This window comes from Streptomyces sp. NBC_00178 (assembly GCF_036206005.1).
GTDB lineage: Bacteria > Actinomycetota > Actinomycetes > Streptomycetales > Streptomycetaceae > Streptomyces.
The window spans coordinates 2,129,264-2,155,460 of the sequence record NZ_CP108143.1; the positions used below are offsets into that span (position 1 = coordinate 2,129,264).

The 26,197-nt window shown below is 69.8% G+C and carries 22 protein-coding genes and 1 pseudogene; 11 read left to right on the top strand and 12 right to left on the bottom strand.

Features of this window, described 5'->3' with window-relative positions:
* Positions 1-64: 64 nt before the first annotated feature.
* Positions 65-1,780 carry a carbohydrate-binding module family 20 domain-containing protein gene (locus OHT61_RS09175; protein ID WP_329036706.1) on the bottom strand — a complete coding sequence of 572 codons (1,716 nt, stop codon included), beginning with the start codon at positions 1,778-1,780 and terminating at the stop codon, positions 65-67.
* Between the two features lie 536 nt (positions 1,781-2,316).
* On the bottom strand, positions 2,317-2,754 hold the full coding sequence (locus OHT61_RS09180) for an ATP-binding protein (RefSeq protein ID WP_329036707.1): 438 nt from the start codon (positions 2,752-2,754) through the stop codon (positions 2,317-2,319).
* 163 nt (positions 2,755-2,917) lie between these two features.
* Between OHT61_RS09180 and OHT61_RS09185 the strand changes: the two genes are divergently transcribed.
* Together OHT61_RS09185 and OHT61_RS09190 are read left to right on the top strand one after the other, a co-directional pair.
* Positions 2,918-3,796: a helix-turn-helix domain-containing protein gene (locus OHT61_RS09185; RefSeq protein ID WP_329036708.1), complete on the top strand. Its 879-nt coding sequence runs from the start codon at positions 2,918-2,920 to the stop codon at positions 3,794-3,796.
* Entirely contained in the window at positions 3,793-4,002 is a 210-nt protein-coding gene (locus OHT61_RS09190) for a DUF397 domain-containing protein (RefSeq protein WP_329036709.1), read from the top strand. The genes OHT61_RS09185 and OHT61_RS09190 overlap by 4 nt, the downstream gene beginning before the upstream one ends.
* Positions 4,003-4,060: 58 nt before the next feature.
* Here OHT61_RS09190 and OHT61_RS09195 read toward each other — a convergent pair whose 3' ends face one another.
* The 5 genes from OHT61_RS09195 to OHT61_RS09215 form a co-directional block, all read right to left on the bottom strand.
* Complete coding sequence (locus tag OHT61_RS09195; RefSeq protein ID WP_329036711.1) at positions 4,061-5,119, bottom strand: LacI family DNA-binding transcriptional regulator; 1,059 nt, start codon at positions 5,117-5,119, stop codon at positions 4,061-4,063.
* Positions 5,104-6,786: a glycoside hydrolase family 13 protein gene (locus OHT61_RS09200; protein WP_329036714.1), complete on the bottom strand. Its 1,683-nt coding sequence runs from the start codon at positions 6,784-6,786 to the stop codon at positions 5,104-5,106. The genes OHT61_RS09195 and OHT61_RS09200 overlap by 16 nt, the downstream gene beginning before the upstream one ends.
* A 97-nt stretch (positions 6,787-6,883) precedes the next feature.
* Positions 6,884-7,762, bottom strand: coding sequence for a sugar ABC transporter permease (locus OHT61_RS09205; RefSeq protein WP_329036716.1), 879 nt, complete (start codon positions 7,760-7,762; stop codon positions 6,884-6,886).
* Positions 7,759-8,775: a carbohydrate ABC transporter permease gene (locus OHT61_RS09210; RefSeq protein ID WP_329036717.1), complete on the bottom strand. Its 1,017-nt coding sequence runs from the start codon at positions 8,773-8,775 to the stop codon at positions 7,759-7,761. The genes OHT61_RS09205 and OHT61_RS09210 overlap by 4 nt, the downstream gene beginning before the upstream one ends.
* Positions 8,776-8,796: 21 nt before the next feature.
* Positions 8,797-10,068: an extracellular solute-binding protein gene (locus tag OHT61_RS09215; protein ID WP_329036719.1), complete on the bottom strand. Its 1,272-nt coding sequence runs from the start codon at positions 10,066-10,068 to the stop codon at positions 8,797-8,799.
* A gap of 358 nt (positions 10,069-10,426) precedes the next feature.
* Here OHT61_RS09215 and OHT61_RS09220 point away from each other — a divergent pair, with 358 nt between their 5' ends.
* Together OHT61_RS09220 and OHT61_RS09225 are read left to right on the top strand one after the other, a co-directional pair.
* Positions 10,427-11,470, top strand: coding sequence for a LacI family DNA-binding transcriptional regulator (locus tag OHT61_RS09220; protein ID WP_329036721.1), 1,044 nt, complete (start codon positions 10,427-10,429; stop codon positions 11,468-11,470).
* Positions 11,471-11,546: 76 nt separating this feature from the next.
* Positions 11,547-12,503, top strand: coding sequence for a phosphatase PAP2 family protein (locus OHT61_RS09225; RefSeq protein ID WP_329036724.1), 957 nt, complete (start codon positions 11,547-11,549; stop codon positions 12,501-12,503).
* Positions 12,504-12,606: 103 nt separating this feature from the next.
* Here the strand turns inward: OHT61_RS09225 and OHT61_RS09230 are convergent, their stop codons facing one another.
* Both OHT61_RS09230 and OHT61_RS09235 read right to left on the bottom strand, forming a co-directional pair.
* Entirely contained in the window at positions 12,607-15,603 is a 2,997-nt protein-coding gene (locus tag OHT61_RS09230; RefSeq protein WP_329036726.1) for a bifunctional [glutamine synthetase] adenylyltransferase/[glutamine synthetase]-adenylyl-L-tyrosine phosphorylase, read from the bottom strand.
* 246 nt (positions 15,604-15,849) lie between these two features.
* Positions 15,850-16,635, bottom strand: coding sequence for a putative protein N(5)-glutamine methyltransferase (locus OHT61_RS09235; protein ID WP_329036727.1), 786 nt, complete (start codon positions 16,633-16,635; stop codon positions 15,850-15,852).
* A 326-nt stretch (positions 16,636-16,961) separates the two neighbouring features.
* On the opposite strand from OHT61_RS09235, the gene OHT61_RS09240 reads away from it, so the two are divergent.
* Both OHT61_RS09240 and OHT61_RS09245 read left to right on the top strand, forming a co-directional pair.
* Positions 16,962-17,615, top strand: a complete 654-nt coding sequence (locus OHT61_RS09240; protein ID WP_329036729.1) for an acyl-CoA-like ligand-binding transcription factor — start codon at positions 16,962-16,964, stop codon at positions 17,613-17,615.
* Positions 17,616-17,655: 40 nt separating this feature from the next.
* Positions 17,656-17,997, top strand: coding sequence for a hypothetical protein (locus OHT61_RS09245; RefSeq protein WP_329036731.1), 342 nt, complete (start codon positions 17,656-17,658; stop codon positions 17,995-17,997).
* A 50-nt stretch (positions 17,998-18,047) separates the two neighbouring features.
* On the opposite strand, the gene OHT61_RS09250 is transcribed toward OHT61_RS09245, so the two are convergent.
* On the bottom strand, positions 18,048-18,533 hold the full coding sequence (locus tag OHT61_RS09250; protein ID WP_329036732.1) for a hypothetical protein: 486 nt from the start codon (positions 18,531-18,533) through the stop codon (positions 18,048-18,050).
* 221 nt (positions 18,534-18,754) lie between these two features.
* Here OHT61_RS09250 and OHT61_RS09255 point away from each other — a divergent pair, with 221 nt between their 5' ends.
* Positions 18,755-19,669, top strand: a complete 915-nt coding sequence (locus OHT61_RS09255; RefSeq protein WP_329036735.1) for an NADP-dependent oxidoreductase — start codon at positions 18,755-18,757, stop codon at positions 19,667-19,669.
* A gap of 120 nt (positions 19,670-19,789) precedes the next feature.
* Here the strand turns inward: OHT61_RS09255 and OHT61_RS32495 are convergent.
* Positions 19,790-19,876: pseudogene (locus OHT61_RS32495) on the bottom strand (glutamine synthetase); the annotation flags it as partial.
* A gap of 208 nt (positions 19,877-20,084) precedes the next feature.
* Here OHT61_RS32495 and OHT61_RS09265 point away from each other — a divergent pair.
* Complete coding sequence (locus tag OHT61_RS09265; protein ID WP_329036739.1) at positions 20,085-21,767, top strand: AIPR family protein; 1,683 nt, start codon at positions 20,085-20,087, stop codon at positions 21,765-21,767.
* A 625-nt stretch (positions 21,768-22,392) separates the two neighbouring features.
* Here the strand turns inward: OHT61_RS09265 and glnA are convergent.
* Positions 22,393-23,754, bottom strand: a complete 1,362-nt coding sequence (gene glnA / locus OHT61_RS09270; protein ID WP_327119220.1) for a type I glutamate--ammonia ligase — start codon at positions 23,752-23,754, stop codon at positions 22,393-22,395.
* A 243-nt stretch (positions 23,755-23,997) separates the two neighbouring features.
* On the opposite strand from glnA, the gene OHT61_RS09275 reads away from it, so the two are divergent.
* From OHT61_RS09275 to OHT61_RS09285, 3 genes are all read left to right on the top strand, one after another.
* Positions 23,998-24,672 carry a DUF3105 domain-containing protein gene (locus OHT61_RS09275; protein WP_329036742.1) on the top strand — a complete coding sequence of 225 codons (675 nt, stop codon included), beginning with the start codon at positions 23,998-24,000 and terminating at the stop codon, positions 24,670-24,672.
* Entirely contained in the window at positions 24,669-25,424 is a 756-nt protein-coding gene (locus tag OHT61_RS09280; protein WP_329036743.1) for a DUF305 domain-containing protein, read from the top strand. Before OHT61_RS09275 ends, OHT61_RS09280 begins: the two co-directional genes overlap by 4 nt.
* Positions 25,425-25,692: 268 nt before the next feature.
* Positions 25,693-26,118 (top strand): CBS domain-containing protein, encoded by a 426-nt coding sequence (locus OHT61_RS09285; RefSeq protein ID WP_329036744.1) that lies wholly within the window; start codon positions 25,693-25,695, stop codon positions 26,116-26,118.
* The last annotated feature ends 79 nt before the right edge of the window (positions 26,119-26,197 follow it).

Sequence of the window (26,197 nt, forward strand, 5' to 3'; positions counted from 1 at the left end):
GGCGGTGGAGCGGTGCGGGCCGGGGACGCTCACCCTCGCGTCCCCGGCCCGGCGGTGAAGGGGGTCAGCTGCGCCAGACGTCGGCGGTCAGCGTGACCTTGCCGGACGACGGCACGGTGGCGGTGCGGTTGGCACCGCTCTCCCAGGTGACGTTGCCGCTCGCGTCCTTGCGGAGGTACTTGTACTCGAACGAGGTCCCGGCGGGCAGGGCCACGTCGAGCTTCCACACGGGGTACGTCGCCGGGTCGAGCTTCAGGGCGCTGCCGGGCGCCCAGTTGCCGAGGGCCGGCTGGTTCCCGGTGACGTAGATGTTCTGGCCGAGCTGGGTGGTGGCGTTGACGCCGAAGGAGGCTCCGGACTGTCCGTTGCCCGGGTCCGGGTCGGGGGTCGTGCCGCCGCCGGCGCAGGTCCGGGCTCCGGCGTGCAGGGCCACGGCGGTGCCGGCGCCCAGGGTGGCGGTGAACTGGCCGGAACCGTTGACGGTGACGCCCCTGCCGGACTGGACGTCGCAGTAGTCACCGGCGGGCAGTGAGGTCTGGAAGGTCCGGGTCAGCGAGGAGCCTTCGTGGTTGATCGCCACGTAGGCCTTGGAGCCGCGGCCGAAGGCGATCTGGTCGCCGCCGTTGTCCCACCAGTTCGAGACGGCCTGACCGCGGGCGGCGTTGCGGAAGCCGACCATGGAGGAGATCTCGCGCCAGGCGTGCTGGCATTTCCAGCCGTCGCTGTAACAGGCGTTGACCTGGCCGCCGTTGGGCGGACCCGCGTCCTTGTCGGACCACTCGTAGCCGGAGTGGACGTCCGGGGAGCCGTAGGGGTACGCCAGCATGAAGACGCTCGCCAGGGTGTACTTGGCGCCGTCCTTGTAGTTCAGGGTGTCCCCGCCGCGCTCGGTGTCGTGGTTGTCGACGAAGACCGCGGACTTCCCCGACTCCATGAAGCCCCAGCCCTCGCCGAAGTTCTTGAGGTTGGCGAGGTTCTCGTTGTTGAAGACCTGCTTGAGGCTGCGGGCGTAGCGGAACTCCTGCACGTCGCCGCTGCCGAGGTACTCCGAGGGCGACACCGCCTCGCCGGCTCCGTGGATCGCCTCGTGCTTCCAGTAGACGCCGGTGTTGCTCAGCCGGGACTTGATGTTCGCGAGGTCGGCGGCCGGCATGTGCTTGGCGGCGTCGATCCGGAAGCCGTCGACGCCGAGGGACAGCAGGTCGTTGAGGTAACCGGCGATCCTGCCGCGTACGTAGTCCTCGCCCGTGTCCAGGTCGGCCAGACCGACCAGTTCGCAGTTCTGGACGTTGGCGCGGTCGCCGTAGTTGCTGATCTGCGCCTGGCAGTCGTTCATGTCGTTGACCGAGTAGAGCCCCGGGTAGTCGTACTTGCCGTACGAGGAGCCACCCGTGCCGGTGCCCGAACCGGCCGACATGTGGTTGATGACCGAGTCGGCGATGACCTTCACGCCCGCGGAATGGCAGGTGTTCACCATGTTCGCGAAGGCGGTGCGGTCGCCGAGACGTCCGACGATCTTGTAGCTGACGGGCTGGTACGAGGTCCACCACTGGCCGCCCTGGATGTGCTCCTGGGGCGGGGAGACCTGGACGAAGCCGTAACCGGCGGGCCCGAGGCTGTCGGTGCAGGCCTTCGCCACGGAGGCGAACTTCCACTCGAACATCACGGCGGTGACGTCCTTGCCGCCGGGCGGCGCGGCCTGGGCGGTGCCGGCGGGTATGGCGAGGACGGCGGCGCCCGTGGCGAGGGCGAGCGCGGCAGACAGGGATCTGCGTGCCATGACTTTCCTCCTGCGGTGGGGGAGGTGCGGGGGATGGCGGAGCAGCCTCACGTGGCAACGCGCCGTGCCGTCCAAGGCCTTGAAGGTTCTTGCAGCAAGAATGCAAAACCTTCGGTGCGGCAGACCGTACGAGTCCGGCCAGTCCCGGTCAACCCCCGTGACACGACACGATCACCTCCCGCTCACATCTGTGAAATACGGGAGATCGCCACCTGCAAGGGCTTACGCAACTTATTGCGGGGCTGTTAAGTTCATCCCGACTCCGGTCCGGCCGGCCGGGGGTCCGGCACCCCGGACCCCACGCGCCCGTCCGGCCGGGCCGGTCACGCCACGGAGGGGCCCGGACGTCGCTTCCCCGCCGGCCCATCCCGGGCCGACGTCCGGGCCTCTCCTGTGCGCTGCGAGGTCACGCTTGCCGGAGAACGGAGTCGATGGCCAGGCCCGACACGGGGGCGCGCGAGCCCAGCATGATCCGAACGAGAGACCCCGACGTCACAGCCCACCGGACCGCGCGCTCGCGCGACCCGGTGGGGCGGTCACCGCACGAGGTCGACTTCGGCCCACACCGTCTTGCGCGGGGCGGGCCCCGCATCGGTGCCCCAGCGGTCAGCGAGCGCCCCGACGATCAGCAGGCCGCGCCCCGACTCCGCCTCCCCGGCCGGCAGGCCGACGGCCTCGGGCGCGGGAGGCAGTCGTTCGCCCCGCGCGTCGGTCACCTCGATCCGCAGCAGCGCACCGCGATGGACCGCGAGACACAGCCTGAAGTCCCGGCCCGGTACGCGGCCGTGCGCGATGGCGTTCGCGGCCAGTTCGGCCACGATGTGGGCGGCCGGTTCCGCGGGCAGCCCCCAGTGGCCCAGATGGGCGGTGGCGAGCAATCGGGCGAGCCTGGCCCCCCGGCGGGTGGGAGAGAGCAGCACCGTGAACTGCCGTGTCGGAGCGGAATGTTCGGTTCGGGTGATTTCTTGGGTCACGCCTCCCAGCCTGGACCCGCCTGCCTACCGTGAAGAGCGACAAGGCGGTTACGTACGGTGATTGTCCAGTCCTTGTCCGGTGCTGTCCCGGCTGTCCAGGGTGACCAGCCGGGGACGACAGAGGTTGGTGGAGAACCGCAGGCGCGTCGGAAGTGGGGCACGGATGAGCGTGGAGCAGGTCGGTACGTCAGGCGGCGGCGAGGGAGCGGACGAACCGGGTTGGGAGGTCGACCCCGATGACGAGTCGGGAGCGGCGCTGGTCGCCTCCGTAGGCCGTCAGATCAAGGCCTGGCGGGAGTCGGCGGGCATGCGGGCCGGCGAGTTCGGGGCCGCGATCGGGTACGGCGAGGACCTGGTCTACAAGGTCGAGGGTGGCCGCCGCATCCCCCGGCCGGAGTTCCTGGACCGCGCGGACGACGTGCTGGGGGCGGGCGGGAAGCTCGCCATGCTGAAGCGGGAGTTGGCGGAGGTCCGGTATCCGAAGAAGATTCGGGAACTGGCGAAGCTGGAGGCCAGAGCGATGGAACTCTCGGCCTACGGCAGCCACAACCTCCATGGCCTTGTGCAGACGGAGGAGTACGCGCGGGCACTCTTCGGGATGCGCCGCCCGGCATTCACTGCGGACGAGGTGGAACGGCTCGTGGCCGCTCGCCTGGCCCGACAGTCGATTTTCGAGCGGTCACCCGCACCTGAGCTCAGTTTCGTGCAGGAAGAGGTGACGCTCCGGCGCCACCTCGGGGGCAGAATGGTGATGCGTGGCCAGCTTGAACGCCTCCTGATCCTGGGGCAGTTGCGGAACGTAGAAATCCAGGTCATGCCGACTGAACGCGATGACCACGCAGGTATGGGAGGGGAGATGCAGGTACTGAAATTCGGGGACGGCTCAGCCGTAGGACGCTCCGAGGGCGACTTCGGGAGCCGCCCGGTCTCCGACCCGAAGCATCTCCGAATCATCGAACTACGGTGTGGCATCATCCGGGCTCAGGCTCTCACGCCTCGGGAGTCGCTGGCCTTCATCGAGCAGGTGCTAGGAGAGACATGACCCGCAAGCCCTCCGCCGGAGAGTACACGGAGCTGGAGTGGTCCAAGAGCAGCTACAGCGACAGCAGTAACAGCAATGAGTGCGTCGAGGTGGCGACCACGCCCGGAACCGTGCACGTGCGCGACTCCAAGAATGCCCGGGGCCCGCTTCTCGAGTTCGCCCCCACCACATGGGACGCCTTCCTGACCTACGCCTCGGAGCGCTGAGAGGGGCCGGGTCCCCCCTCCGGACCCGGCCCCTCCCGCCTCCCGCCCCCGCTCGGCGTCAGGCGCTCCGCACCGCCGCGGTGGACCCCCGTACCACCAGCTCGGGCTGGAACACGTACTCCGTGCGCTGCACGGGGCTGCCGCCTATCTCCTCCAGCAGCGCGCCCACGGCCGCCGCCGCCATCGCCTGCACCGGCTGGCGCACGGTCGTCAGGGGCGGGTCGGTGAAGGCGATGAGCTGGGAGTCGTCGAAGCCGACGACGGAGACGTCGCGCGGGACGTCGAGTCCTCTCCCCCGGGCCGCCCTGACGACCCCGAGCGCCATCAGGTCGCTGCCGCACACGATTCCCGTGCAGCCGCGGTCGAGCAGCGCCCCGGCCGCGACCTGGCCGCCCTCGACGCTGAACAGCGTGGAGCAGACCAGGAGTTCGGCCTCCTCCCGGCCCATCCCCAGCACCTCTGCGGCCGCGTCGACGAAGCCGTCGCGCTTGCGCCGGGAGGGCACGTAGCGCTGCGGCCCGATGGCCAGGCCGATCCGCCGGTGACCGAGTTCGGCGAGGTGCCCGACGGCCATCCGTACGGCGGCCTGGTCGTCGGGCGAGACGAACGGGGCGCTGATGCGCTCGTTGTAGCCGTTGATGAGGACGAACGGCACGCCCCGGTCGCTGAGCGCCGCGTACCTCGCCGGGTCCGCCGAGGTGTCGGCGTGCAGCCCGGACAGGAACACGATCCCGCCGACGCCTCGCTCCACGAGCTGTTCGACGAGCTCGTCCTCGGTCGCGCCGCCGGGGAGCTGGGTGCAGAGCACAGGCGTGTAACCGTGCCCCGCGAGCACCTGCTCCACGGACTGCGCGAAGGCCGGGAAGATCGGGTTGGTCAGTTCGGGCGTGACCAGCCCGATCAGGCCGGCGCTGCGCTGCCGCAGCCGTACGGGGCGCTCGTAGCCCAGGATGTCGAGCGCCGCGAGCACCCGCTGACGCGTGGTGTCCGCGACGCCCGGTTTCCCGTTCAGGACACGGCTGACGGTGGCCTCGCTGACTGCCGCCTGTCCGGCGATGTCGGCGAGCCGCAGCGCCGGGCCGGTCCTGGGTGCGGGGACGGTCACACCGTCCACCACACCGTGGTGTCGGCGGGCAGGCCGACCGTGCCGCCGTCGACGGCGACCGGTCCGCCGGCGAGCAGAGGGACGCCGGGGACGGTGATCCGCACGGGGGCGCCCGTGGTGTTGACGGTGCACACGAAGCCGGGGCGGCCGAAGGCGAGTACGCCTTCGGGGGCGTCCAGCCACTCGACGTCCGTGCCGGCGCCGAGTCCGGGGTGCTCACGGCGGGCGGCGATCGCGGCCCGGTACAGCTCCAGCGTGGAGCCCTCCGCGCCGCTCTGCGCCTCGACGGACAGCTCGCCCCAGCTGTCGGGCTGCGGGAGCCAGCTGCCGCCGCTGCCGAAGCCGTAGGAGCTGCCTCCGCGGGTCCACGGGATCGGCACCCGGCAGCCGTCGCGGAAGCCGTCCTGCCCCTCGGCCCGGAAGTACGACGGGTCCTGGCGCACCTCGTCGGGCAGGTCGGTGACGTCGGGGAGGCCGAGCTCCTCGCCCTGGTAGACGTAGGCGGAGCCGGGCAGCGCCAGCATCAGCAGGGTCGCGGCGCGCGCCCTGCGCAGGCCGAGTTCGCGGTCACCGGGGGTACGGATCTGGGTGCCCAGGCCCGGCGGGTTGGCGAAGCGGGTGGCGTGCCGGGTGACGTCGTGGTTGGACAGCACCCAGGTGGTGGGCGCGCCGACCGGACGCATCGCGTCGAGCGAGGTGTCGATGACGGCGCGGAGTTCGTCGGCGTCCCACGCGGTCGACAGGTACTGGAAGTTGAAGGCCTGGTGCATCTCGTCGGGGCGCACGTAGTTGGCGGTGCGTTCGACGGTGGGGGTCCACGCCTCGGCGACCAGGATGCGGTCGCCGGGGTACTCGTCGAGGATGGTGCGCCAGCTGCGGTAGATCGCGTGCACACCGTCCTGGTCGAAGAACGGCATGCCGTCGTCGGCGCTGCCCAGCAGCTTCAGCTGGTCGCGGGACCCGAGGTCGGGCAGTCCCTCGGCCTTGACCAGGCCGTGGGCGACGTCGACGCGGAAGCCGTCGACGCCCATGTCGAGCCAGAAGCGCAGGATCGAGCGGAACTCGTCGGCGACGGCGGGGTGTTCCCAGTTGAAGTCGGGCTGTTCGGGCGCGAAGAGGTGCAGGTACCACTCGCCGGGTGTGCCGTCCGGGTCGGTGGTGCGCGTCCAGGCGGGTCCGCCGAAGATGGACTCCCAGTCGTTGGGCGGGAGTTCGCCGTCCACGCCCTTGCCGGGGCGGAAGTGGTAGCGCTCGCGCAGCGCGGAGCCGGGACCCTCGGCGAGGGCGCGCTTGAACCACTCGTGCTGGTCGGAGGAGTGGTTGGGCACCAGGTCGACGATGATGCGCAGACCCAGGCCGTGGGCCTCGCGGATCAGTGCGTCGGCGTCGTGGAGCGTGCCGAACATGGGGTCGATCGCCCGGTAGTCGGCGACGTCGTAGCCGGCGTCGGCCTGCGGCGAGGCGTAGAAGGGGCTGAGCCAGACGGCGTCGACGCCGAGGTCCCTCAGGTACGGGAGCCGGGCGGTGACACCCGTGAGGTCGCCCATGCCGTCGCCGTTTCCGTCGGCGAAGCTCCGCGGGTAGACCTGGTAGATCACCGCGTCCTGCCACCAGCCGGTGCGGTGGCCCGGGGCGTCGTCGGACGTGCCGGTGGAGGGGGCAGCGAGGTGCTGGGTCATGTCGTCCCTGGGGTGTCTGGGTGGGGGGCGGCGCCGGGACCGGGTCGGGGATCCGGCGCCGCCGTGACGTGGCGTGCGGTCGTGCGGACTGGGCGCGTCAGCCCTTGACGGCTCCGGCGGACATGCCGGTGACGAGGTGCTTCTGCGCGAAGAGGAAGACCAGTGCGGCGGGGATGGCGATGAGCACGGACGCCGCGGTCATCGGGCCCCACTGGGCGCCGTACTGGTTGACGAACTTCTGCAGTCCGCCGGCGAGTGTGAGGTTCTCGTCGCCGACCATGAAGGCGGAGGCATAGGCCACTTCGCCCCAGGCGGTGATGAAGGAGTAGAACGCGGTGACGGCGAGGCCGGGCTTGGCGAGCGGCAGGATGAGCCGCCAGAACGTGCCGAAGGGGGTGAGCCCGTCGACCTGCCCCGACTCGTCGATCTCCATGGGGATCGTGTCGAAGAAGCCCTTCATCATCCAGGCGCAGAACGGCACCGAGATGGTGAGGTAGGTGATGACGAGGCCGGCCGGCTGGTTGAGCAGGCCGATGGTCGACATGATGTTGTAGATCGGCACGATCAGGACGGCGACCGGGAACATCTGGGTGATCAGCAGCGTCCACATCAGCCCGCGCTTGCCGGGGAAGCGGAAGCGGCTGACGGCGTAACCGGTGGTGGCGGAGACGAAGACCCCGATGACGGTGGAGAGTCCGGCGACGACGACCGAGTTGCCGAACCAGCTCAGGAACTCGGTGTCCTTGATGAGGTTCGTGTAGTTCTGAAACGTCGTCTCGCGGAAGAAGTCCGTCGTCGTCGCGAACCTGGCCGGCTTCAGGGAGGTCAGCAGGACCCACAGCACCGGGAAGACCGCGATCACCGAGGCGATGATCAGGGTGAGGTGCAGGGCGACGGAGGCGGCCGGCGAGCGGTCGCCGCGGCGGCGGACCTTGCGCGCGCCGTGCCGGCTCGGGGTTGCCGTGGCGGTGGTCACCAGTTGTCTCCCTGCGTGCGGAGCACTCGCCGGTACACCATGGCGAAGAGCATCAGGAGTACGAGGATCAGCACGCCCCAGGTGGAGGACTGCGCGAAGTCGCGCGGGCTGATCTCGAACGAGAACTTGTACGCCTGCGTCACCAGGATCTGCGTGGCCTCACCGGGTCCGCCGCGGGTCAGCAGGAAGATCACGGGGAACATGTTGAAGGTCCAGATGGTGGAGAGCAGGATCACCGTCGTGGACACCGGGCGCAGCCCGGGCAGGGTGATGTGCCGGAAGCGCTGCCAGGCGGTGGCGCCGTCCATCTCCGCGGCCTCGTAGTGCTCCGCGGGGATCGACTGCAGCCCGCCGAGGAGGGCGACCATCATGAACGGCACGCCGAGCCAGACGTTGACGGCGATGACCGACAGCTTGGCCCACGTGGGGTCGTTGAGCCACGGTATGCCGTCGATCCCGGCGCCGCCGAGGATCTTGTTGAGCAGCCCGCGGTCCTCGTTGTAGAGGAAGCGCCAGGCGAACACCGAGACGAAGCCGGGGATGGCCCAGGGCAGGATCAGGGCCATGCGGTAGGCGGAGCGTCCGGCGATGCGGCGGTTGAGGATGTTGGCGAGGCCCATGCCCAGGCAGAACGTGATGCCCACGCAGGAGACCGTCCACACCAGTGTCCAGCCGAGCGTGCCGAGGAACTGGGTACCCGTCAGCGCGTCGACGTAGTTGTCGACGCCCACGAACTCGTAGGTGGCGGGCAGTTCGTTGACACCGATGGACCGGGCGACGTTGCGCTCGTTCGCGTCGGTCAGCGACAGGTAGATGCCGCGGACCAGCGGGTATCCGATGATCACGCCGATCACGATCACGACCGGGGCGACCATGGTCCAGGCGTACCAGTGGACCGACATGGCCCGCCGGAGCCTGCTCGGTGGAGCGGATTGACCAGTACCGCGGCTCCGGCCGCGGGCGACGTCGTCGCCCGCGGCCTTCGCCACCGACTGGCTGGTGTGGACAGCCATCAGCCGGCCTGCCTTCCTGAGTTACTTCCAGCCCTTGAGGAGCTTGCGGTAGGAGTCGCCGGTCGTCGAGGCGGCCTTCTCCGGCGTGGTCTGGCCGGTGAGCACCTTGGTGTACTCGGTGACGAGCGGCGCGAAGAGGCTGCCGGTCTCCGGGATCCAGGGGCGCTCGACGGCGGTCTCGACGACGGGCTTGAAGAACTGCACGATCTCGCTGTGGACGGCCTGCTCCTTGGCGTAGGCCGAGGTGCGGGTCGGGAGCAGGTTCAGCTCACCGGCGGTCTGCGCCTGGGTCTCCACCGAGGTCATGTACTCGACGAACGCGTAGGAGGCGTCCAGGTTCTTGGAGCCCGCGTACACGGCCAGGTTGTGACCGCCCTGCGGGGCGCCCTGTCCGGCGGAGCCGGCCGGGACCGGGGCGATGCCGAGGTTCGCCTTGTCGGCGAACTCCTTGCCGGTCAGGGTGTCGGCGACGGCCCAGGGGCCGTTGATCATCATCGCGACCTTGCCGTCCTTGAACGACGACTGCATGTTCTCCCAGCCGTCGGTGGCGTCGGTCTTCGCTGCGCCGGAGTCGACGAGGTCCTTGACGGTCTTGAAGGCCTTGACGCCCTCGGGCTTGTCCACGGTGACGGACTTGGAGGAGGCGTCGACCAGGTCGCCGCCCTCGCCGTAGAGGAAGGAGAGGAACCAGTACGCGTCGTCGCCGCGGAGGTAGAGGCCGGTCTTGCCGGTCTTGTCCTTGATCGTCTTGGAGACGGTCTTGAGGTCGGCGATGTTCTTGGGGACCTCGACACCGGCGTCCGCGAAGATCTTCTTGTTGTAGAAGATGCCCATGGAGTCGATGACCTGCGGGACCGCGTAGGTCTTGTCCTTGTACTTCGTGGACGCGGCCGCCTGCTCCAGGAAGTCGTCCTGGTCCTTCAGCGCGGCGGTGCCGTCCAGCGGGGCGAGGTAGCCGAGGTCGGCGAACTCGGGGGTCCAGGCGACCTCGGAGCGGATGACGTCGGGGGCACCGGCACCGGCCTGGGCGGCGTTCTTGAACTTGTTCTGCGCCTCACCGAAGGGGACGTTGACGTACTTGACGTCGACCTTCGGGTGCTTCTTCTCGAACCCCTCGGCGAGCTTCTTGAAGACCTTGTCCTCGCTGCCGACGGTCGAGGTGTCCCACCACGTCACCGTGCCGGAGAGCTCGCCCGAGCTCTTGCTGCCGCCGGACTCGTCGTCGCTGCCGCAGGCGGTCGCCGCGAGCGCCAGGGCCGCGACCAGGGCGGTGGCCGTTATGCCACGTCGCATCTGAACTCCTTCAACTGCCGTACCGCTCCGTCGCGGCGCCGGGTCGACGTGAACGTAACAAGGATGAAAGACGACCGAAAGACCTTGCGGAAGATTTCTGCAAGCACCGGCGATCGTTACATTGGCGTGTCCGCAAGGTTGCCGTCAAGCCTCTTGACGGAACCGGCGGATGCCTGCCCATGCCTGGCCAGGACCATGCGTCCGCCGGTAGGACGATCGGATCGGGTGGGCGGAGAACCGTCCGCAAGCTCTTGCAAGAAATTGCCGCCGCGGGCCCCGAAGGCGCTGCCGACCGGGTCGGACTGCCCGAATACCGCGCATGGTGGGCAATCCGACACGCGCCCGGTACAGTCCCCTCATGACCGCACGGCTTGCCGATATCGCAACTCAGGCGGGGGTCAGCGAAGCGACGGTCAGCCGCGTTCTGAACGGCAAGCCCGGTGTCGCAGCGGCCACCCGCGAATCCGTCCTCGCGGCGCTCGACGTGCTCGGCTACGAACGTCCCGTGCGCCTGCGCCGGCGCAGCGCGGGCCTGGTCGGCCTGATCACGCCCGAGCTGGAGAACCCCATCTTCCCGGCCCTGGCCCAGGTGATCGGCCAGGCGCTGACCAGGCAGGGCTACACGCCGGTGCTGGCGACCCAGACGCCGGGCGGCTCCACCGAGGACGAGCTCACCGAGATGCTCGTCGACCGGGGGGTCTCGGGCATCATCTTCGTCTCGGGGCTGCACGCCGACACCTCGGCGGACATGCAGCGCTACGAGCAACTGCGGGCCCAGGGCGTCCCGTTCGTGCTGGTCAACGGCTTCTCCCCCAAGGTGCAGGCGCCGTTCATCTCCCCCGACGACCGGGCGGCGATGCGGCTCGCGGTGACGCACCTGGTGGCCCTGGGCCACCAGCGCATCGGCCTGGCGGTCGGACCCAAGCGCTTCGTGCCGGTGCTCCGCAAGATAGAGGGATTTCACGCCACGATGCAGGAGCAGCTGGATCTCACGGCCGGTGCCGTGGAGGAGTTGATCCAGCACTCCCTGTACACGCTCGAAGGCGGCCAGGCAGCCGCCTCTGCGCTGATCGAGCGCGGGTGCACCGCGGTGGTGTGCGCGAGCGACATGATGGCGCTGGGCGCGATCCGGGCGGCGCGCAGGCTGTCGATGGAGGTCCCGAGGGACCTCTCGGTGGTCGGCTACGACGACTCCCCCCTCATAGCGTTCACCGACCCGCCGCTGACCACGATCCGTCAGCCGGTGACGGCGATGGGCCAGGCCGCCGTGCGCACGCTGCTGGAGGAGATCGGTGGCACGCCCGCACCCCACAGCGAGTTCGTGTTCATGCCCGAGCTGGTCGTACGCGGTTCGACGGCCTCCGGGCCGGGCCCGTCCCCGGCAGGCCGCCCCCGCCCGTGAGGAACAGAACGTGCAAGCCGAACCCGTCCGTAGGATCATCGGGCGGAGGGGGACGTATCTGGCAGACTCTGCGCCTATGGGTGAATCGCACGTGACCACACAGCAGGACCGCACGGCGGCCACCCCGTCACCCGTCGCGGACGGAGGGACGGAGTCCGGTTCCACGCGCGCGGTCAGCGGGTCACGCCTGCGCACCCGGTTCTCGCTCACGACCCTCCGGGCCCCGCGCCGTCCGCGCCTCTGGTTCGAGATCCTGCTCATCGCGGTCAGTTACTGGCTGTACTCACTGGTGCGCAACGCGGTACCGGAGCAGAAGGACGCGGCCCTGCGGAACGCCGACTGGATCTGGTCGGTCGAGCACAGCCTCGGACTCGCCTTCGAGGAATCGGTCAACCACGCCGTCAATTCGGTGACATGGCTGATCGTGTCGATGAACTACTACTACGCGACACTGCACTTCGTCGTGACCATCGGTGTGCTCATCTGGCTGTTCCGCCGCCATCCAGGCCGTTACGCGGCCACCCGCCTCGTCCTGTTCGCGACGACCGCCGTGGCACTCCTCGGCTACTACCTCTACCCGCTGGCCCCGCCCCGGCTGATGAGCGGCGGGGGGTTCTTCGACACCGTGATGCTGCACCAGACCTGGGGGTCGATGGCCTCGGGCAACTTCAAGCACATGTCGAACCAGTACGCGGCGATGCCGTCGATGCACATCGGCTGGTCCCTGTGGTGCGGCCTGACCATCTTCGCCCTGGCGTCCGCGCCCTGGGCGCGCATCCTGGGCCTGCTCTACCCCATGGCCACGCTGGTCGTGATCGTGGCGACCGCCAACCACTTCTGGCTGGACGCGGTGGGCGGCATGGTGTGCCTGAGCTTCGGCCTCGCGCTTTCGTACGCCTGGTACGGCGTGCTGCCGCACCGCCTGCCGAAACAGGTCGCCACCCGCGCCGGACGCCTGCGCGCGCTGCGCCGCAATCCCGGGCCACGCGTGCGTCCGCGCGCCACCGCGTCGAGCGCCGCCGAGAAGGCCTGACCCCGCCGGAACCCTCCGGACAGCCCTTCCCGGAGCGCTCCGGGCGGACAACCCCTTCACGCGGACCCTCCCGACGTGCGCCCGGCCCGGAGGCCGGGGCCGCTCAGCCGAGCGCGCCGTAGAACCTCTCCTCGACGACGGCCCGTGCCCGCCGGGTGATCCGCCGGTAGTCGTCCAGCATGTCGCCGACGTGCCCCGGCTCGTACCCGAGGTAGCGCCCCACCGCGGTCAGTTCGCGCGGGTTCGAGGGGAAGGTGTCGCCCGGCCGGCCGCGCACCAGCATCACCGCGTTGCGCACCCGTGAGGCGAGGACCCAGGCCTCGTCCAGCGTCTGCGCCTCCTCGGCCGGGATCAGGTCCGCCGCGCACGCCGCCGCGAGGGCCTCCCGGGTGCGCGTGGTCCGGAGCCCGGGCTCGGCCCAGCCGTGCTGCATCTGCATCAGCTGCACGGTCCACTCGACGTCGCTCAGCCCGCCCCGGCCCAGCTTGGTGTGGAGCGTCGGGTCGGCGCCGCGCGGCATCCGCTCGGACTCCATGCGCGCCTTGAGCCGGCGGATCTCGCGCACGGCGTCGTCCCCGAGGCCCTCGACCGGATACCTCAGCGGGTCGATCAGCTCGACGAACTCCTGGCCCAGGTCCGCGTCACCGGCCATCGGCTCGGCGCGGAGCAGCGCCTGGCTCTCCCAGACCAGCGACCACCGCCGGTAGTACGCCGCGTACGACTTCAGGGTGCGGACGAGGGGGCCGCTCTTGCCCTCGGGACGGAGGTCGGCGTCGATGAGGAGCGGCGGATCGGCGGTCGGCAGTTCCAGGAGCCTGCGCATCTCGGTGATGACGGTGTTGGCGGCCCGCGTCGCCTCCTCGTCGTCGACCCCTTCCCGGGGCTGGTGCACGAACAGGACGTCGGCGTCGGAGCCGTACCCCAGCTCGTGCCCGCCGAAGCGGCCCATCCCGATGACGGCGAACCGGGTCGGCAGGGTGTCCCCCCACCGGGCGCGGACCGCGGCGCGCAGGGCCCCGGAGAGCGTGGCCGCGTTCAGGTCGGTGACCGCCGAGCCCACCCGGTCCACCAGCGCGCCGGGATCGGGTTCCGCCGGGCTGTCCTCGGTGCCGTACGAGCCGATGAGGTCGGCCGCCGTCGTGCGGAACAGCTCCCGCCGCCGCACCCCGCGCGCCACCGCGACCGCCGCCTCGGCGCCCTGCGCCCGGCCTACCGCGGCGAGCACCTCCTGGTCCAGGTGCTCGCGCCGGCGCGGCTTCAGCCCTTCGGGGTCGCCGAGGATCGCGACGGCCTCCGGGGCCCGCATCAGCAGGTCGGGGGCGAGGCGCCCGGCGGACAGCACCCGGGCGAGGTTCTCGGCGGCGGCGCCCTCGTCGCGCAGGAGGCGCAGGTACCAGGGGGTCTTGCCGAGCGCGTCGGAGACCTGCCGGAAGCCGAGGAGTCCCGCGTCCGGGTCGGCGGAGTCCGCGAACCAGCCGAGCAGCACCGGCAGCAGCGTGCGCTGGATGGCCGCCTTGCGGGACACCCCGGACGACAGGGCCTCCAGATGCCGGAGCGCCGCCGCGGGGTCGGCGTAGCCGAGGGCTTCGAGGCGTACGACGGCGGCCTTGGGGCTGAGCCTGCTCTCACCGGGGGCGAGCTGGGCGACCGCGTCCAGGAGCGGCCGGTAGAAGAGCTTCTCGTGCAGCCGCCGCACCACGGACGCGTGCCGGCGCCACGCCCGGTTGATTTCGGCGACCGGGTCCGTGCGCAGCCCGAGCGAGCGCCCGAGCCGCCGCAGGTCGGCCTCGTCCTCGGGGACCAGGTGCGTGCGGCGCAGCCGGTAGAGCTGGATGCGGTGCTCCATGGCGCGCAGGAAGCGGTAGGCCTCGTCCAGCTGGGCGGCGTCGGCCCGGCCGACGTAGCCGCCGGCCGCGAGGGCGCGCAGGGCCTCCAGCGTGGACCCGGAGTGCAGGGTGCTGTCGCTGCGGCCGTGGACGAGCTGCAGGAGCTGCACGGCGAACTCGACGTCCCTCAGCCCGCCGGGGCCGAGCTTGAGCTCACGGTCGATCCGGTCGACGGGGATGTTGTCGACGACCCGGCGGCGCATCTTCTGCACGTCGCCGACGAAGTTCTCCCGTTCCGCGGCCTGCCACACCAGCGGTGACACGGCGGCGACATACTCCGCGCCGAGGCCGGGGTCGCCGGCCACCGGCCGGGCCTTCAGCAGGGCCTGGAACTCCCAGGTCTTCGCCCAGCGCTGGTAGTAGGCCAGGTGGGAGGACAGGGTCCGCACCAGGGGCCCGTTGCGGCCCTCCGGGCGGAGGTTGGCGTCCACGGGCCAGATGGTGCCCTCGACGGTGGTGTCGGAGCAGATGCGCATCATGTGGGCGGCGAGGCGGGTGGCGGCCTGCAGGGCGCCGCTCTCCTCCGCCCCGGCGACGGGCTCGCCCACGAAGATCACGTCGACGTCGGACACGTAGTTCAGCTCGTGCCCGCCGCACTTGCCCATCGCGATGACGGCCAGCCGGCACTGCGCGGCGTCGGCGGGGGCCGCGGCGCCCGCGATGGCGAGTGCGGCCCGCAGGGTGGCCGTCGCGAGGTCGGCCAGCTCGGCGGCGACCTGGGCGACGTCCGTCGTCCCGCACACGTCGCGGGCCGCGATGGACAGCAGGGACCTGCGGTAGGCGACCCGCAGCCCGTCCGGGTCCACCACGTCGTCGAGCATGCGTTCGAACTCGGGGACTCCGGGGTGCAGGTCGGTGGCCTCGTACGTGACGAGGGCGTGCCAGTCGTGCGGATGCCGCGCCAGATGGTCCCCGAGCGCCTCCGAGGCGCCCAGTGCGCCGAGGAGCCGGTCCCGCAGCGGTTTGGCCGTGACGAGGGTGTCGAGGAGGACCTGCCGCTCGGCGGGCTCCTCGGCCTCCACGAGCCGCACGAGGCTGTTCAGCGCGAGATCGGGGTCCGCGGTCGCCCCGAGCGCGTCGAAGAGGACCGGATCGGCCCGTACGGACGACAGTTCGGGCAGATCGAGCAGTCTCTCGGCGGCGGACGGATCGGTGAAGCCGTGCCGCAGCAGCCTGGTGAACGTACTGCTCCTGCGTCCCGGCACCGTCGTCATTCCGTGTTCTCCCGCCAGCCGACCCCACATGTCCGCCCTTCGAGCCTAGCCCTGTGCGGGTGAATACGGAGAGGGGGCGCAGGCCCGGCTTCCTCCAGGCCCGCCCGGACGGGGGTGGAGGAAGCCCACGGCCCGTCCGGACGGCTGAGCGCCGGTGCCGTGGCGCCGGTCCCGTGATCCGTGACGCCCGCGCCCGCCGGGGATCGCGGGACGGCCCTCAGCCCGCAGGGGATCGCGGGACGGCCGTCAGCGCGGGCGCGTACCGATGACGACGGTGGCGTACCACTCCTCGGAGACGACGACGCGCGGGATCAGCCCGCTGCCGCGCAGCGCCTCCTGGGCCCGCGCCGCCTGCCGCTCACTGGCCTCGACCAGCAGACTGCCTCCCGGTGCCAGCCAGGACGCCGCCTCCGCGGCCACGCGCCGCATGACGTCGAGGCCGTCGCCACCGCCGTCGAGCGCCACGCGCGGCTCGTGGATGCGTGCCTCCGGGGGCAGCAGCGCGACGTCACCCGTCGGCACGTACGGGACGTTGGCGAGGAGGACGTCGACGCGTCCGCGCAGGGAGCGCGGCAGGGGCTCGAACAGGTCGCCCTCGTAGACCGTCCCCCGGTCACCGACGTTGCGCCGCGCGCAGCGCACCGCCGCGGGTTCGACGTCGGCGGCGTGCAGTTCGGCCCCGGGCAGCGAGGCGGTCAGGGCGGCGCCCAGCGCCCCCGAACCGCAGCACAGGTCGACGACGACCGCCCGCTCCGGAGCGAGGGCGGCGGCCTGCCCGACGAGGAACTCGGTACGCCTGCGGGGCACGAAGACCCCGGGGTCGACCGCGATCCGCAGCCCGCAGAACTCGGCCCAGCCCAGGACGTGTTCGAGCGGGAGGCCGGCCGCGCGCCGCTCGACCATGGCGGCGAGTTCGGCGGGTCCGTCGGCCGTGGAGAGGAGAAGGCCGGCCTCGTCCTCGGCGAATACACAGCCTGCGGCGCGCAGCGTGGTGACGACTGCGGAGAGATCGAGCGGAGGGAATTCCTGCATGGGGCGGAGCCTTTCGGGAAAAACCGATGGGCGCTCCGCGGCCGCTCAGACCCGTCGGGGCCGGCGACGACGAGAGGTGAGCACCCGTCCTGCGACAGCGTTGATGGGTCTCACCTCCTGGGTCGGTCCCGGTCTCGGGAGGGGTCAGACTACCCGACCCCCGAAGGAGCGGTACCCGTGCCGGCGGTGCGCATCGGCAGGTACGGGGCGCGCGTCCGCGCGTCCGCGGCCTCATGCCGGTGCCTCACCGCACATGCGCGTCGGGACGTGGGCCCCGCCGGATTCTGCCCGCCGCACACCACGTGGAGGCGGTAGATAATGGCCGTATGGAGAGCTCTGTGGGACTGCGCGAGCGCAAGAAGGCAGCCACCCGGCAGGCCGTGCACGAGGCGACACTGCGCCTGACCGTCGAGAACGGCTTCGACCACGTGACGGTGGAGGCGGTCGCGGACGCGGCCGGCATCTCCCGCAGGACCTTCTCCAACTACTTCACCAACAAGGAGGACGCCCTCCTCTACGGCGAGGAGCAGCAGATCGGCTCGCTGGTCCGAGCCGTCCGCGAGCGCCCCGCGGACGAACCCGCGTGGACCGCACTCAGGGCGGCTGTGGCGGAGTTCTCCGAACGCGTCGCTCCCCCGGAGCGCGAGTGGGCCGTCCGCACGAGGCTGGCCATGGGCCACCCCTCGCTCCTCGCCCGCCAGCTGGGCAACCACGCGGCGATGGAGAGGGATCTGGCGGACGCCATAGCCCTGCGCCGCGGGCCCGGCGGCGGGCCGGTGCGGCCGATGGTCCTGGCGGCCGCCTTCCTCTCCTCGCTCCGGATCGCGATGCGCATGTGGATCGAGGAAGACCTGGCCCGGGAGCCCGGCGAGGTCATCGACGAGATCCTCGACGAGATGGGCCGGGACTTCCGCACGGAGGACCGGGCTCCGGGCGCCGGGTCCCCGGACGCGGCGGGCGGGACGCCCGCGCCGCGCTGACCGGCGTACGCACCACGGGGCGCCCGGATACCCTCCGGCCATGACGCAGCCCGACATACCCGGGACCCCGGCACGCTCCGCACCCTCTCCTGAGGGCCCCCGACCGCTCCGCAGGATCACGCTCACCGCGCTGAGCGTGTTCCTGACGGCCTGGGCCCTGTGCTGGATCAAGGCGTACGCGGTGAACGACGACCTCCCCAACACCTGCCACGACATCCGCCGGCAGCGCTTCCCGACGGAGGTGGCCTGCGCCTCCGCGGACGGGACCCTCACCGGAGGGAACCCGGGCTGGCTGGTCGCCCTGTTCTTCGCCTCTCTCGTCGTGACCGTCCTGTGCGGGGGCCTGGCCCTCGCGGTGTCGTCGGCCACCCGCGGACGGTGAGTCGGCCGCGCCGGGCGGCCCCTGGAGGTGAGTCGGGCGCTGATGGACGGTCAGCCACGCCGGGCGGCGCCGTCGGGCCACACGACGTCCACCGGCACCCCCGCCCGGCGGGCCTCCTCGACCAGGTCGGCGGTCCCGCCGCCCCGGCCGGAGGGCGGCGCCCCGTCCCACACGGCGACGACCCGGTCCGCACGTCTCAACAGCTCGGAGTTGGCGGCCTCGTAGGCGGCGCGGCCGACGGATTCGTACGGCAGGGTGTGCACCTCGACGGCGGCCTCGCAGAGGTGGTCGAAGACCGGGCCGTCCTGCGGCTTCACATGGACGTCGCGGTAGTCGAGGGACGGTATGACGACGACGAGGCGGCCGCCCATGGCGCTGACCTCCTCCGCGAAGAGCGAATCGGCCCCCGCGGCGATGCACGACACCCCGGTGAGGCCCGCGCTGTACGGACCGAGGACCTCGCGCAGCGCTGCCCGCACGAGCGGCACGGTCTCCTCGGTCAGGTCGATGTGTCCGGTCACGGCGATCGTCGTCATGCGCCGCCCCTCCTCAGCTCGGCAACGGATCGTGGGACGCGGACGCATCCCACGCACCGGGGTCTCGCGGCCACCGGCGCAGGAATACAGCTGCCCCGGCCACCCGCGCCCACGCCCACGCCCGGAGGACGCGTACGGTGCCGGGCCCGGACGGAGAACTGCGTACGGTGTGCGGGGGGTGCGCCATGCCGGGACGCACGGGACCAGGTCAGGAGCGAAGGATGAGGGCAGTCCGTTTCAGCCGGTTCGGGGGCCCGGAGGTCCTGGAGATCGTGGACCTCCCCGACCCGCACCCCGGCCCGGGACAGATCAGGATCGCGGTCCGCTCCGCCGGCATCAACGCGAGCGACTGGAAGAAACGCGCGGGCCTGATGGACCCGGAACTCCCCCAGACCATGGGGTACGAGGCTGCGGGATACGTCGACGAACTCGGCGAGGGCGTGACGGACACGGCCCTGGGCGACCGCGTGTTCGGCTTCTGCGACGAGGGGGCGGCCCAGGCCGAGCTGGCGGTGCTGTCCTCCTACGCGCCGGTCCCGCCGTCCCTCGACTTCGCCGGGGCCGCCGCGCTGCCCGCCGCCGTCGAGACGGCCACCCGCGCGCTCGACCAGTTGGGCGTGCGGAGCGGCGGCACGCTCCTCGTCAACGGCGCCTCGGGCAGCGTCGGCAGCGCGGCCGTCCAGCTGGCGGTGGCGCGCGGCGCGCGCGTCATCGGCACCGCCGGTCCGGCGAACCACGACTACCTGCGCTCGCTGGGAGCCGAGGCCGTGACCTACGGCGAAGGGCTCACCGACCGGGTGCGCGCACTCGCTCCCGACGGTGTCGGCCTCGCACTCGACGTCGCCGGCAGCGGGGTGCTGCCCGAGCTCATCGCTCTCGCGCACGGCCCCGAACACGTCGTCACACTGGCGGACTTCAGCGGCGCGCAGGAGCACGGCGTGCTGTTCAGCCGCGGGGACTCCGGCCGCGCGGTCCACTCCCTCGGCGGGATCGGCGCACTGATCGAGTCCGGCCGCTTCGCGCTCCCCGTGACGCGGACGTTCCCGCTCGACGGGGTCGCGGACGCGCACCGGGCCGGGGAGAGCGGCCGGGTGCGCGGGAAACTGGTGCTCCTGGCCGGGGAGCAGGCGGGGTGACTCGGTCATACGGGGACGGCCCCGCCCGCCCTGAATCAACTTCGGGCCGACGGTGAGATCCCCGTCGGCCCGAAGCCACGTACACGCACCCCATGGGCGCCGGCATGCGCTGAACTGCGCCTACAGCACCGGCAGCAGGTTCTTCAGCTCGAAGGCCGTGACCTCGCTGCGGTACTCCTCCCACTCCTGCTTCTTGTCGCGCAGGAAGTTGCGCGGCGGGATCAGCTCGAACGGGCGTGTAATACCGCTTCGTCTGCACAGCTGAAGCGTTCTGACCACAGGCTGCGGCCCGCTCATGCCAAAAGCAGTACGCACCCACCCACGCCTAGATACTGTATGCACTCATCGCCAGACGGCCCTGAGGGTCAAGTGGAGCGTACGCGGAGGGGCAATGGACAGGGTTACTCGCGGGCTAATGGAAAGCTGGGCAAAAGATGCGGGCGTTGGACACCTGAAGGAGTATGTCGCCTTCGAACGCTTCGTTAACTTCATCGTCCTCTCCCGCCATCACGACCAGCAGTTCAGTGTAGAAGATTTCTCTTGCGGAGATGACGGCACCCTTGGAATCGATGGCTTCGCTCTCTCGATTAATGGCGAGCTAGTCCCCGACATGGCAGAATTGGAAGACGCTCTTTCCGGCAGCGGGGCGATTGAAGTGTCGATCACGATGACCCAGGTAAAGACATCCCCGAGTTTCGATTTGGGCGATTTAAGCATCTTCTCTGATGCATCGATCACTCTACTCACAGAGGACGAGCCGCCGCACCCTAACCTGGAAGATCAGCAGAATATACTGCATCGAGTCTTGCAAGAATCTAGCAGGTTTCGCGAAAATCCGGTATGCCGACTCTACTACGTAACCCTCGGGACATGGAATAATCGCGGGCCTATCGTTCGGAAAATGGACGATACACGAAAACGACTTCTGGGATCAAACTTGTTTTCGCGCGTCGATTTTCACGTTTGGGGTGCCAGTGAAGTGCAGAGCAACTGGCGCGCCATCGATTCCGCTCTAGAGGTGACAGTCCAATTTGAGAACCGCACCACGCTACCCGAGGTGGAAGGAGTTCGAGAGGCCTATCTTGGCGTGCTTCCTGGCAGCGAATTCATCAAGCTGGTAACTGACGACGAAGGGGAAATTCGCAAAACCCTCTTCTTTGACAACGTTCGCGATTTTCAAGGCGAGACCGATGTCAACGCGGATATCAGACAAACGTTGGCAGCCGGCGATCGCAGCCGGTTCTGTGTTCTCAACAACGGTGTCACTGTTGTTGCACATGACCTCAAGGCCACGGGCAACCGTTTGACCCTCGTCGATTTCCAAGTCGTGAACGGATGCCAAACCAGCCACATTCTCCACTCGGAAAGGGAAAACCTGGACGGAGTGTACGTCCCCTTTCGGCTGATTGTCACCCTGGACGACGACGTGGCAAAAAGCATTACGAAAGCAACGAACAAGCAGGGGCAAGTAACCAAGGAGAATCTTTTCGCTCTTTCAGAGTTGCAAAAGAGAATCGAAGCTTACTTCAATTCATTCGAGACGGAGCCTGGCAAGCGCATCTACTACGAAAGGCGCTCACGGCAATGGTCAGGCTCAGCTCAAGTTCGCGGCACCTGGCGGGTAATTTCACTCCGAAATCTCATGCAGGCATTCGCCTCGCTTTATTTGCGCATCCCGCACACGGCCGCCCGCTATTATGGCGACCTTCGAGACCGTGTAGGTAACGACGTCTTCTCCGACGCACATAATGAAGCCTACTACTACTCCGCTGCCTATGCCTTCTGCAAGTTGGATCACTTCTTCAGGAGCGGGGCGATCGCCCGGGAGCTAAAACCTGCCCGCTATCATCTCCTGGCTGGAGTAAGGACCATTTATCTGGCGTCAAGCTCTCCGGAAAAAGTGGAAAGCATCGACAAGAAAGCCGAAAAAGACTGCAAGCCCTTCAATTCATTCCTGTGGGACGATGATCGCTACCTCGAATCCCTTCAGGTTTGCGCGAAAGTGCTCGTTAAGCTCGCCGGCGGCCAAGAGATCAACCGCGATTTCGGGCGCACGCGAGATTTCACTGAACAGTACCTTTCGGAACTTCTCAAGTAGCGTTTCCGATTCAGCTAACACACTTACATCCCGGTGACGCACGTCGAATTCAGGGCATCATAGGCGCTGCACGAAGAACTCCCGGTGCTGTCGCTGGCCTTCCGGGTTTCGGGGCATTCGATAGTTTCCGACGCAGTAGGGGTAGCGGTACTTGGTTCTTGGCGCCGGGTGGCAGTCCGGAGTCTGTTCCCTAAGGTTTGGTAACACGGGCCGGGTAGGGCGATGTGAGCGCGCACGCTCCGAAAACTGCTATAACCCGGGCCTGCATGAGCCGATTGCATGTGACGGGGTTCCCCCAAGGCGGCTGAGAACGCGGGGAGGGAATGGGTGGGGCCACAGCCTGCGAACGACCATCAGGAATCAGGTCCAGCGGTCTGCCGCCTCGCGAGGTTGCCCCGCCCGAGGCTCTGCATCGCGAAGCGACAGGTGTGCTCCAGATGGAAGCGGTGAAATGCTGGCCCAAAAACGGTCGATTCCGTCCGGAGTGGCAGCGGCAAGCTCGCCCCTCAACAGAACTCGCGTCGGCCCGCCCGCCCTGAATCAACTTCGGGCCGACGGTGAGATCCCCGTCGGCCCGAAGCCACGTACACGCACCCCATGGGCGCCGGCATGCGCTGAACTGCTCCTACAGCACCGGCAGCAGGTTCTTCAGCTCGAAGGCCGTGACCTCGCTGCGGTATTCCTCCCACTCCTGCTTCTTGTTGCGCAGGAAGAAGTCGAAGACGTGCTCGCCCAGCGTCTCGGCGACCAGCTCGCTCTTCTCCATCAGCGAGATCGCCTCGCCCAGGTTCTGCGGGAGCGGCTCGATGCCCATCGCGCGGCGCTCCGAGTCGGACAGTGCCCAGACGTCGTCGTCGGCGCCGGCCGGGAGTTCGTAGCCTTCCTCGATGCCCTTGAGGCCCGCCGCGAGCAGGACGGCGTACGTGAGGTAGGGGTTGGCGCCGGAGTCGATGGAGCGGACCTCGACGCGGGCCGAGCCGGTCTTGCCGGGCTTGTACATCGGGACGCGGATCAGCGCGGAGCGGTTGTTGTGGCCCCAGCAGATGTACGAGGGGGCCTCGCCTCCCGCGCCCGCCGAGCGGGAGGAGCCGCCCCAGATGCGCTTGTAGGAGTTGACCCACTGGTTCGTCACGGCGGAGATCTCCGCGGCGTGCTTGAGCAGGCCCGCGATGAAGGAGCGGCCGACCTTGGAGAGCTGGTACTCGGCGCCCGACTCGTAGAAGGCGTTGCGGTCGCCCTCGAAGAGGGAGAGGTGGGTGTGCATGCCGGAACCCGGGTACTCCGAGAACGGCTTGGGCATGAAGGTCGCCTGCACGCCCTGCTCCAGCGCGACCTGCTTCATGACGAGGCGGAAGGTCATGATGTTGTCGGCGGTGGACAGCGCGTCGGCGTACCGCAGGTCGATCTCCTGCTGGCCCGGGGCGCCCTCATGGTGGCTGAACTCGACCGAGATGCCCATGGATTCGAGCATGGTGATCGCCTGGCGGCGGAAGTCCATGCCGACGTTCTGCGGGGTGTGGTCGAAGTAGCCGGAGCTGTCGGCCGGGGTCGGGCGGCTGCCGTCGACCGGCTTGTTCTTCAGCAGGAAGAACTCGATCTCCGGGTGGGTGTAGAAGGTGAAGCCCAGGTCGGAGGTCTTGGCGAGGATGCGCTTGAGGACGTAGCGCGGGTCGGCGAAGGAGGGTGAACCGTCCGGCATCAGGATGTCGCAGAACATCCGCGCCGTCCCGGGGGCCTCGGCGCGCCACGGGAGGATCTGGAACGTGCCGGGGTCCGGCTTCGCGATCATGTCCGATTCGTATACACGGGCGAAGCCCTCGATGGCCGAGCCGTCGAAGCCGATGCCCTCGTCGAAGGCCTGCTCCAGCTCGGCCGGGGCCACGGCCACGGACTTGAGGTAACCGAGAACGTCGGTGAACCACAGGCGTACGAAGCGGATGTCACGCTCCTCAAGCGTCCTGAGGACGAATTCCTGCTGCTTGTCCATAGCCACATCCTTGCAGTTCAGACGGTCCGTTCACCACCGCCGGGGGTAGGGGGACACCTCAGTATCACGACCCCGGATTTCACCCACATTACGCACACGGTGTGAGAGAGGGCACGCGACCACCCACTACGATCGGCGCCCATGGTGTGCAAGGGGCCGGGGCCCTCCCCACGGCCCGCGCGCACCCGGTTCCCCGCTCGGCCCCCCGTCCCTCCCGACCCCTTGGCAGAAGGACCCGACGACATGAGCTTCGACCGCAGGACCCGCGTAGAGCAGATGCGCAGTGCCGACCGTGCGCGCGACCGCCGCAACCGGGTCCTCGCCATAGGCGTGAGTGCCGTCGTCGTGGCGGGTCTGGTCGGGTTCGGGTCGTACATGGTGCTGGAGAAGTCCGAGGCCAAGGAGCGGAACGCGGAGAGCCGGGCCCAGGACTCCAAGCAGACCGAGCAGGACAGGAAGGACCTCGCCGCCGAACCGATCGCGGGCGAGAAGACGTGGGACGCGAAGAAGCTGACCCGCAACCACGTGACGACCGAGGTGACGTACCCGATGGAGCCGCCCGTCGGCGGGGACCACAATCCGGCCTGGCTGAACTGCGACGGCGTCGTATACGAGAAGGCCGTCCCGAACGTCAACGCCGTGCACGCCCTGGAGCACGGTGCGGTCTGGGTGACGCACACGGACAAGGCGTCCGGCGCCGACGTCGGCAAGCTCGCGTCGCGCGTCAGGAGCACCCCCTATTCGCTGATGTCCCCGTACGAGGGACAGGCGGGCGCGATCATGCTCAGTGCCTGGGGCAAGCAGGTCACGGTGGACAGCGCGGACGACCCCCGGGTGGCGCGGTTCTTCGCGAAGTACGTCCAGGGCGCGCAGACGCCCGAGCCCGGGGCCCCCTGCACCGGCGGGGTCGACGGGTGAGCCCCTGGCGCACCGGCCGCGTCCGGTGGGCGGCGGGCTCCGCCGTGTGTCTGGCCCTGCTGTTCGCCGGTGCGGCGACGGTCGCCTCCGCGCGGGACGACGGGTCCGCGCCCTCACCCCGTACGCCCGCCGCCGACTCGGCGGACGCGGGCTTCGCCCGGGACATGGCCGTGCACCACCAGCAGGCCGTGGAGATGTCCTTCATCGTCCGGGACGTGACCGCCGACGAGGACGTACGGCGTCTCGCGTACGACATCGCCAACACGCAGGCCAACCAGCGGGGCATGCTGCTGGGCTGGCTGGACCTGTGGGAGCTGCCCAAGACGGCCCCGGACGGCGCGCCCCCGATGGCCTGGATGTCCGGCGCCGGTGGACACGGCGGCCCCGGGCACGGGAGCGGTGGACACGGGGGTGACGGCCACGACACTGCGGGCATGGACGGCATGCACGGCATGGAGGACGCGGAAGGCACCGCCGGTACGGACCGCGACGGGGCGCTGATGCCCGGGATGGCGACCCGGACCGAGCTGAAGCGGCTGGGCGGGTCCGACGGGCGGAAGGCCGAGATCCTCTTCCTGCAGCTGATGACCGACCACCACAAGGGGGGCGTCGCCATGGCCGAGGGCTGTGCCGAGCGGTGCACGGTCCCGGCGGAGAAGCGGCTCGCCCGGGGCATGGTGGAGGCGCAGCGGTCCGAACTGGATCTGATGGCGGACATGCTCGCCGAGCGCGGGGCCGCGCCCCGCGGGTGACTCCCGTGGTTTTGGACCGGAGGCCCGTGAGGTACGGACCCGTGCGGCCCGGACCGCCGGCGGCCCGTGGAGGACTCCGCACCGCCGGCCCCGGGTGCCACGAGGGCGGGGGCGCCACGAGGCCGGGGCTGCCCGGGGCCCGTGCCCGTATCCGTGGCGTACACCCGCGCGGGTGATCCGCCAGCGGTCGCGGGCGCCGGGCGGGCCCACCACAATGGTGGTGGCTCGGGGTCGTACGGCATGCCCACCGGCACGCGGGAGGAATCACATGACCACCGCCAAGGACATCATGAGCAGCGGGACCCACTGGATCCCCGCCCACGAGACGCTCGACCGCGCGGCACAGATGATGCGTGACCACGACGTCGGCGCCCTGCCCGTCTCCGCCAACGGGGAGCAGGACAGGATGGTCGGGATCATCACCGACCGCGACATCGTGACCAAGTGCGTGGCGTCGGGGCACGACCCGGCGCAGGTGACGGCGGCCGAGCTCTGCGACGGCACGCCCCGCTGGATCGACGCGGGCGCCGGTGTCGAGGCCGTGCTCGACGAGATGCAGAGCCACCGTATCCGCCGGCTCCCGGTCATCGAGGGCAAGAAGCTCATCGGGATGATCAGCGAGGCCGATCTGGCCCGGCACCTCTCCGACGAGCAGGTCGCCGGCTGGGCCGAGAAGGTCTACGCCGGCTCCTGAGGTCCCCGCCGCGTCCCGGCCCGGTCTCCCCCGCCTCCGCGGGGGTCCCGGGCCGGTCGGGTGTCGGGGCGCCCTCCGT